This window comes from Streptomyces sp. NPDC101151, assembly GCF_044768335.1.
Classification (GTDB): domain Bacteria; phylum Actinomycetota; class Actinomycetes; order Streptomycetales; family Streptomycetaceae; genus Streptomyces.
The window spans coordinates 26,023-34,216 of record NZ_JBIWPP010000027.1 but is presented as its reverse complement, the minus strand read 5'-3'; the positions used below and the strand labels follow the sequence as shown (position 1 = coordinate 34,216).

The window sequence follows — 8,194 nt, the reverse complement described above, 5'->3', positions numbered from 1 at the left end:
GGGGGGGGGGGGGGTGCCCGCGCGCGCGGGCGGCGGGCCCCCCCCCCCCCCCCCCCCCCGCCCCCCCCCCCCCCCCCCCCCCCGCGGGGCGCGGGGGCGCCCGGGCGTGGCCGTGTTCGACCAGGTCCACAAGATTTCCCCAAGGTCGGCCCCTACCGTGCGGGGCGCACCGGGAGACGCCTGGTCAGAAGTCATGCGGAGGAACCGACCCGATGTCCGACCTAGTTCTGCACCGTGAACGGCTCGCCGACCGTCTTGCCCTGCGCCGTGCGTCCATGTTCGTCGGGCGGGAGGACGTCCTGACGGTCTTTCGATCCGCCGTCGGCGCAGCCGCTCCGGAACACTCAGCCGTGGCCGTGATCTTCGTCCACGGACCCGGCGGCACAGGCAAGTCCACGCTCCTCCAGCGCTTCGCCGACGAAGCGCGCGGCGTGGACCGCCCGGTCCTGCAGGTGAACGCCCGGGGCGTGGAACCGTCCCGTCAGGCCTTCGAGGCGCGTGCCGGAGGCGTCCTCGATCTTCCGGCCGGAGTGCTGATCGTGGACAACTTCGAGCACTGCCAGGGACTGGAGCCCTGGCTCGCGTACGAATTCCTGCCGCGTCTTCCGGTGGGCGCCCTGGTGGTGCTTGCGAGCAGGAACCCGCCCTGTACGCACTGGTGCGAGGACCTCGGCTGGTCGTCCGCACTTCACGTGGCCCCCTTGTCCGACCTGCGGGACGCGGAGGCTCGCGAGCTGTTGCGCAGCATGCGGGTACGCCCGTCCTTGCACGATACGTTGATCGAATTCACCCACGGTCACCCTCTCGCGCTGCGCCTGGCAGCGGAGATCGCGACGCGCGACAACGTCGGGACCATGACATGGAAGTCGAGCGGACCCGTCCTCCGGCAGCTCGTCGAGTGCCTCGTCGGTGATGCCCCGTCTCCGTCCCACCAGCATGCGCTCGAAGTGTGCGCACACGTCCTGACGACGACCGAAGGGCTGCTGCGGGCCACGCTCGGCGATGAAGCTCCTGCTCTCTTCGCCTGGTTGAGGCGTCAGCCCTATGTGGAGTCCGGGCAGCACGGCCTGTCTCCGCACGATCTGGTCCGCGAGATCCTCGACGCCGATCTGCGCTGGCGCGACCCGGACGGGTACCAGAGGATGCACGAGACGGTGAGCCGCTATCTCCTCGACGAGGCCCAGGCGGCCACCGGTCCCGACGTTCTTCCCGCGGTCCTGGCGTCCACGTACCTGCACCGTCACAACGGCTTCGTCTCGCGATTCCTGACCTGGGACATCGAAAGCGGCATCTACGAGGACGTCTACCGGCCTTCCGACCGTGCCGATGTCCTGCGTCTGATCGATTCGGCGGAGGGCCCCCGGTCCGCCTGCATCGCCGAGCACTGGATCGATGCACAGCAGAGTGCCTTCCGCGTGTATCGCTTGGCCGAATCCTCCATGCCCGTCGCCGTGATGGCCTGGCTGCGGCTGACACCGGACCTTGCCGATGCCGTCTCCCGGGACCCGGTCACGGCCGCCGCGTGGGAACACATCCGGTCGCGTCGGCCGCTGCGGGACCATGAACATTTCGCCGTCGCCCGCTTCATGGCCACTTCCGACCCTGGTCAGAGTCCCTCCGCGAGCATGGACCTGATGATCCACCGATGCGTGGCGCAGTTCCTCCATTCCGAGCATCTCGCCTGGTCCTTCATCGCGCTGGCGAGCGGCCCTTTCTGGGGCGACTTCATGGAGTACCTGGACCATCGGATGCTGCCGGACGACATACCGGTGGGCGCGCAACGCTTCACGCTGTACGCACACGACTGGAGGGTCGTCACCCGCAAACGCTGGACGGAGGTCGGTGCTTCCATCGAACTGGCCGGTCCCGACGCGAAGCCGAAACCTCACTTTCGTGAGGGCGCCGAGGTCATGACCGTCCTGAGCCGGGAGGAGTTCGACACGGCGGTCCTCGACGCCCTCGACTCGTGGCACCGGCGCGACGGCCTCGCGGCCAGCCCCCTGTCCCGGACCAGAATGGTGGCCGACCAGGGACACGACGACCCGGTCGTCTCGCTGCGGACATTACTCACCGAGGCAGTCGCCGCGCTGCGCGAGGACCCGCGAGCCGAGAAGTATCACCGAGTCGTGGACATGCGGTTCCTGCGGGGCGCTCCCACACGGGAAGCAGCTGCCGAGAGGCTGGGACTGTCCGTGAGTACGTACCAGCGTCACCTGAAACGCGGCCTGCAACGTGTGCTTGATCAGCTATGGGACCGGGAGCTGTTGGGCCCGGGCGGCGAGAAGCTCGTCAACTGACGTAGCGAAGCGCGCGGCGGCCGGAACGAAGGGCCGATGTCCGCGCCGGCCCGTTGCGCGAGTGCGTTCCCCTCTCCCCCCGCGCATCATCCGATGTGCTGCTCCGAGCGTGGCCACCGTTCCCTGCCGGCTCTCCGCCACCTCGACGACGGCGGTCAACGGGTCGTTGCACGCGTCCACCTCGTCGCTGGTCGCTGCTCGACGGCCGTCGCCGCGGAACGCCGTGACGGCACGGGACGCCGCCGCGGTCCGGGCACCCGCGTATCGGGGCGTACGGCCCCGGGCTTCATGGAGTCCCGGCGGACGGTCCGGTCCTCCCCCACCGGCGGGCCGAGACGTGGAATGCCGACGGTGCCCGGCCGCAGCAGTGCGACGGCACCCAGGGCGGCGCCCGCCTCGCCGAGCTGCGCCAGGCTCAGCCGGGTCCGGGCGCCCGCCATGAGGCCGAGGCCCAGTGCCCGCTCGATCGGCTCCATCACGGCCGGGCCCACTTCGGCGAGTTCGCCGCCCACCACGACCACACGCGGATCGACGGTGTTGCACAGCGTGGCGAGCGCCCGGCCGATCAGCGTCCCGGCCCCGGCCAGAACCGCACGGGCCGTGCGGTCCCCCGCGTGCAGCGCGGTCACCAGTTCCGGGAGGTCCCGTGCGGCACCACCAGCGGCCCGGTAGGCCCCGAGTACGGCCCCGACCGATGCCACCGTCTCCAGGCACCCCGCGCCGCCGCAGCCACACGCCGGCCCATCCTGATCCACGGTGATGTGGCCGAAGCCCCCTGACAGCCCGAAGGCGCCACGGTGCAGCGTGCCGTCCACGACGAGGCCACCGCCGACGCCGTGCGAAAGCCGCAGGTACAGCATGTCGCGCTCGCCCGCGGCTGCGCCCCACTTCGACTCCGCCAAGGCCGCCAGCCGGTTGTTGTTGTCCAACCGCACCGGAGCGCCGAAGCGCTCCCGCACCATTGCCGCCACCGTGGCATGCCCCGCCTCGCCCGGCAGGTGGTCGACCTGTGCGGCCACGGGACCGGCCACGCCGACTCCTATCGCTTGGCAGGCGCCCGGCCGTGGTGTCCCGCGCATGAGCGTGCCCACCAAGCGGTACGCCGTTTCGACGCGGTCCTTCCACGGCGCCCCCGGCTCGTGCTGCTCGCCGGCCGTCCCGATGACCTCGTGGGTGATGCTCGCGGTCGCCACCCGCACCGCCTGCTGCGCGAAGTCGATGCCGATCACCCGACCAGCCTCCGGATTCAGTGCAAGCTTCTCCACTGGACGCCCTCGCCTGCGGCGGGCGACCTCGGGGACCGAGACCGTGACGGTGCCGTCGTCCACCAGGGGGACCACGATGTCGTACAGCGTGGTCCGGGACAGTCCGCTCATGGTGATCAGTTCGCTCCGGGACAGCGGACCGTGCCGGCGCAGCAGCTGCAGTACGAGTTCCCCGTGGTTCTTGCGATTCCGCGACACTGGCTCTTCCTCTTCGGTACGACAACCGTGATCAGGGCAGGAGTTGGTCGCTGCGCTATCCCGGCCCGGGGTCCGGGAGCACTGCAGTGCGCGATGCGTTGCTGCGTCGATGTCGTGGCATGAGTAAGACGTACACAGGCGGGTGGGTCATCCTCCAGTTCAGGACCGGGTCACTTTCGGGTCAGCGCATTCTCTGGAGTCCCGGCCATATCGGCCTCCTGCAGCGCTGCGGAACGGCTCGGCATGAATGTCTCAGAATTCTGGCGGCGGACCGGATTCGGCGGGGTCCGGGGTGAGCAACAGCGGTCACTCTCGTAGCAATTTTCGTGCGCTGCCGCAGAACGCCGCCGGATAGGTTCGGCACCACACCCGCACCGAGAAAACCCGCCGACTACGGAGTCCGAGACCGCTCGCTGCATATCCGCTCGATGCGGCGAGAAGGAATCCCGAGGCCGCGCCGAACACCGTGCCCATGGACCGTTCCACAAGCCATCCGCGGCGCTCGTCCCTGCCCTGATTGGAGAGAAACCATGTCAGTCTCCCGATACCTCGCGACCACTCTGGTCGGCGCGGTCGCCTCCACCGCGCTGCTGGCCACGTCCGCAGCGGCGGAGCCCGCCTCCGCGGCCGCGGCCCCCGGCACCGCATCGCTGCAGAAGGCCGTGGTCAAGCTGACCAATGCCGAACGAGCGAAGGCCGGTTGCCCGGCCCTCAAGGTCAGGCCCGCCCTGCACAAGGCCGCGCAGCGTCACTCGAAGGACATGGCGAAGCACGACTTCGTCGGGCACAGCGGCTCCGACGGCAGCACCATGGTGGACAGGGCCGAGGCCGCGGGCTACACCGGCTGGAACGCGCTGGCGGAGAATGTCGCCGCCGGCCAGACCACTGCTGCCGATGTGGTCAAGTCGTGGATGAAGTCCCCGGGTCACCGGGCGAACATTCTCAATTGCTCGCTGGAGCACATGGGCGTGGGCTACGTGAAGAAGTCCGGCAGCACCCACGGCACCTACTGGACGCAGGACTTCGGGGCGAAGTTCTGAGCCTGTTCGTGCGAACGTGAGCGCCGGCGGCATTCAGGACAGCGTGACCTTGAAGCCGGTGCGGAGCCGGTACCGGAAGTGATGACACTTCCGGTACCGGCTCGTCCGTATGTCGGCGGTCCCGCCGCTTTCCGCACTTGGGGGCCAGGCGATGTCTCTGCCGTGTGCAGGAGCACCGTCGCAGGCGCGCTGTCGGCGTGATCCCCGGTCCTGGCAGTGGTTCAGCCGCTCGCCGTTGCCTTCGGCCACGGGGGTGGCCCCGTGGCCGAAGGCATGGACGTGCGCCCGCGCGACGGTGGCCGAGCGGGCGCACATTTCCCGGACAGGCCGTCAGAACAGGGTCAGGGTCAGGTGCATGTGCTTGGGTGCGGTGTCCTGGATGTAGGAGGACCAGTCGGCGACGTCGTCGAAGGCGAAGCCGTAGGCCTTGCCGTTGGTGGTCGCGGCGTGAATGACCTTGGCGTAGTGATTGGTGACGGGGGTGTCGTAGAAGTCGGCCGCGCGGGTGGTGGGCTGCTTCCGGTGGCTGACCAGGGTGGAGCGATGGAAGCCGGCGCCCAGGACGGCGGCAACGGGGCCGGTGGTCCCGTCGTTGGGTGCCGCCAGCGCACCGTCGCAGAACAGCACGTCACGAGTGGAGGGTTTGGCGAATGAGACCGCCGCCGGGCCGGTGAAGGCGAGCTTGTGGTCCTGCACCCGGCCGGTGAAGGTGCCGGCTTTGGTCCTGACGACGAGGTGCTTGTCCTTGTAGGTGTGCCAGACCCTGTCGATGTAGGGGTCGAAGTAGTGCTGGGGGAACCGGCCGGCGTCAAGGCCATGGCTGGGGGCAATGATGCGCCGGTCCCCCACGACGAGGCGCGAGAAGTCCGGGTTGTTCCTCATGGCGTGGAAGACCCGGGCGCGGCCGCCGTCGCGCAGCCTGCCCGTGCTGTGGTCCTTTGCTCCGGTCAGCCGGATCATCATCGGGACACTGAACATGTCGACCATGGTGGTGTTGCAGAACATGCCGGCTTCGTTGTGGGTGAACTCGACGAAGTCGTGCAGCACGGGGTAGTTGGGGTCGGATTCCACCCAGCCCGCGGGGTGCTGCAGGGCGGCCTTGCCGTCCCCGCCCCTGACGGCCTTGAACTTCAGTTTGCCGCCGAGAGCGACGTAGATGCGCCCTGACATGAAGGGCAGGTGGAGAGTGGTCCTGCCCCTGGCGGCCAGCGGGATGGCGTAGTCCGTGAAGCCGTTGTCGTGATTGTCGGAGAGTTTGACGGGTTCCAGGGTGCCGCGCCGGGTGACCCGGACCTGTCGGTCTGCCTTGCTGCCCACGATGTACAGGTGGACCGAGCGGTCGGCGAACTCGCCGCTGTGGTTGACGACTGTCAGCGGCAGACTGCGAGCGGCTTCGGCGGCCAGGCCGTCGTCGGAGGCGGCGAAGGTGCGCGGGGCGGCGGAGACGATGGCGGATCCGGCCACGGCGGCACCGGCCATCGAGGTGAGCAGCCTCCGGCGGGTGAACAGGTGTGAGTCGGGCGGGGTCATACGGTGTTTCCTCTCTCCTTGCACCGCGCGTGACGGCAGACGGGTGGGGAACGGGCGCGTGTACCGCGCCTCGTGGGACTCGGCAGGATCGGGGTCGCTGCTGGTTCGTCGGCCGCAGCGGCTGCGGCCGAGAACGCGGCTGTGGGTGGTGTGGGGGCAGGCGTGCGCCTGACTGCGGTGGTGTGTCCGGGTCCTGCGGGCGCTTGGCCGAACTCGCTGAGCGCCGCTGAGCGGCAGCGATCGGCAGGCGCTGCCAGACGGGCGGTTGCCTGTCCGAGAAGGTCTACGGGTGTCCGGCGCTCCAGCAGCCGTCGCCGCGGCAGTTCTCCAGACGGGTCAGCGCGTCGTGCAGTTCCGCGAGGCGGGCCCTGCTCAGCCGGCCCACGGTGTTGTGCAACTGGTAGGGGTCGGTACGGAGGTTGTAGTACTCCTTCTCGCCGCCGGCGTACTCGACGTAGGTGTAGGAGTCGGTGCGCATGGCGTGGTAGTTGGGTGGGCTGACGCTCTCGCCCCCGTGGTTGTCGGGATCACCCGGCGACCCGTCGGCGTGGCGGTGCTCGATCAGGTTGGCCTTGCGCCAGGCGGCGTCCGATCCGCCGTCGAGGAGCGGGACCATGCTGTGACCGTCCACCCGGGACGACACCGCGGCGCCGCCGATCCTCTGGAAGGTGGGCGCCAAATCGATGTTCGACACCTGGGCGTTGCTCGTTCCTCCGGCCGCGACACCAGGACCGGCGATCACCAGGGGGACCCGGACGTCAGTGTCGAAGGCTGTCTGCTTTCCCGCCTTGAGCCGGTACTCGCCCAGATGGAAGCCGTTGTCCGAGCCGAACACGATGTACGTGTTGTCGGCGACACCCGCCGTGGTCAGGGTCTTGCGCAGATTGCCGATCATCCTGTCGACCGACTGGAGCGATCGTGCACGCTTGCGGAACTTCTTGTCGATCGTGTCCTTCTCGCGCCGGGTCAGCCGGTCCTGCCTGGCCAGCCACGGCGGCGCGTCGGTCGGCAGCTTGTCGAACGCGGGGCTCTGCGGCGCCTTCAGCGCGGGGAAGGCATGCTTGTCCCTGGGTGCCGGGGTGGACGGCCCGTGCGGCGTGAAGAGGGCGACCTCCAGCAAGAACGGCTTGTTCGCCGCCGCGGACTTCCGGACGAACGCCGTGCCCTTCTTGCTGAGCACGTCGGTCAGATAGTCCTTGGACTTGTGGCCGTGCGACTCGGTCTTGTGGTTGTGGGCGAGCTTGTAGTTGTACCCCTTGTAGCCGCCGCCGACGACATCCCACTGGCTCCAGCCCGGCGGCACGTAGGGCTTCTGGCCGTCGACGGTGTCGGTGGGGCTGTATCCGTTGAGGTATTTGCCCATCATCGCGGTCCGATAGCCCTTGGCCCGCAGGGTCGTGGCGAAGGTGTCCCGCTCAAGTCCGTTGTTGTGGAAGGCGCTGAAGCCGCCGTTCGGACCTTCATTGCCGAGGACGCCGGTGTTGTGCGGGTATCGGCCGGTGAAGAGGGACGAACGGGACGGACAGCAGAGCGAGTTGCTGACCACGAAGTCGCTGAACGTCATGCCCTGCGACTGCAGTTTCTGTACCTCCGGCATGTACTGCACGAGGTTCGATGACATGTCGTCGGTGAGCACGAAAACGATGTTCGGTCGTTTCGCCGCGGCAGTGGCCGCCTGTGCGGTGGTGGAGGAGGACGAGGATGAGGTCGCGCGGTTTGTTGTCCCGCTCGTCCCGCTCTGGCCGGCCGATGCCAGCGCCAGCACGCCGACCATCAGTGTCAGCAATTGACGAGTTCGAATCATGTCGGCAGCGTGCCAGCGCGATTCGACGCCGGTCAATATCCCATGAGTCCAGGAGCAATT

General features: G+C 68.8%; 6 protein-coding genes. 3 read left to right on the top strand and 3 right to left on the bottom strand.

From position 1 onward, the window contains the following. Nucleotides 1–212 precede the first annotated feature (212 nt). Nucleotides 213–2,297, top strand: coding sequence for an ATP-binding protein (locus ACIRU3_RS34790; protein WP_404065090.1), 2,085 nt, complete (start codon nt 213–215; stop codon nt 2,295–2,297). Between the two features lie 155 nt (nt 2,298–2,452). On the opposite strand, the gene ACIRU3_RS34785 is transcribed toward ACIRU3_RS34790, so the two are convergent. After that, a complete protein-coding gene (locus ACIRU3_RS34785) occupies nt 2,453–3,760 on the bottom strand; it encodes an ROK family protein (protein ID WP_404065087.1) in 1,308 nt (435 codons plus the stop codon). Between the two features lie 530 nt (nt 3,761–4,290). On the opposite strand from ACIRU3_RS34785, the gene ACIRU3_RS34780 reads away from it, so the two are divergent. Next, nucleotides 4,291–4,800, top strand: coding sequence for a CAP domain-containing protein (locus ACIRU3_RS34780; RefSeq protein ID WP_404065085.1), 510 nt, complete (start codon nt 4,291–4,293; stop codon nt 4,798–4,800). A 330-nt stretch (nt 4,801–5,130) separates the two neighbouring features. On the opposite strand, the gene ACIRU3_RS34775 is transcribed toward ACIRU3_RS34780, so the two are convergent. Together ACIRU3_RS34775 and ACIRU3_RS34770 are read right to left on the bottom strand one after the other, a co-directional pair. After that, nucleotides 5,131–6,330 (bottom strand): beta-1,3-glucanase family protein, encoded by a 1,200-nt coding sequence (locus ACIRU3_RS34775; protein ID WP_404065082.1) that lies wholly within the window; start codon nt 6,328–6,330, stop codon nt 5,131–5,133. 283 nt (nt 6,331–6,613) lie between these two features. Then, entirely contained in the window at nt 6,614–7,966 is a 1,353-nt protein-coding gene (locus tag ACIRU3_RS34770) for a sulfatase (RefSeq protein WP_404065079.1), read from the bottom strand. Here ACIRU3_RS34770 and ACIRU3_RS34765 point away from each other — a divergent pair. After that, the gene (locus ACIRU3_RS34765) at nt 7,959–8,120 is read left to right on the top strand and encodes a hypothetical protein (RefSeq protein ID WP_404065076.1); all 162 of its coding nucleotides are present in this window, start codon (nt 7,959–7,961) and stop codon (nt 8,118–8,120) included. The genes ACIRU3_RS34770 and ACIRU3_RS34765 overlap by 8 nt on opposite strands. Nucleotides 8,121–8,194 lie beyond the last annotated feature (74 nt).

Coding starts and splice junctions, on each gene's coding strand:
- ACIRU3_RS34775 (WP_404065082.1), bottom strand. CDS start 6,330: ATGACCCCGCCCGACTCACACCTGTTCACCCGCCGGAGGCTGCTCACC.
- ACIRU3_RS34780 (WP_404065085.1), top strand. CDS start 4,291: ATGTCAGTCTCCCGATACCTCGCGACCACTCTGGTCGGCGCGGTCGCC.
- ACIRU3_RS34790 (WP_404065090.1), top strand. CDS start 213: ATGTCCGACCTAGTTCTGCACCGTGAACGGCTCGCCGACCGTCTTGCC.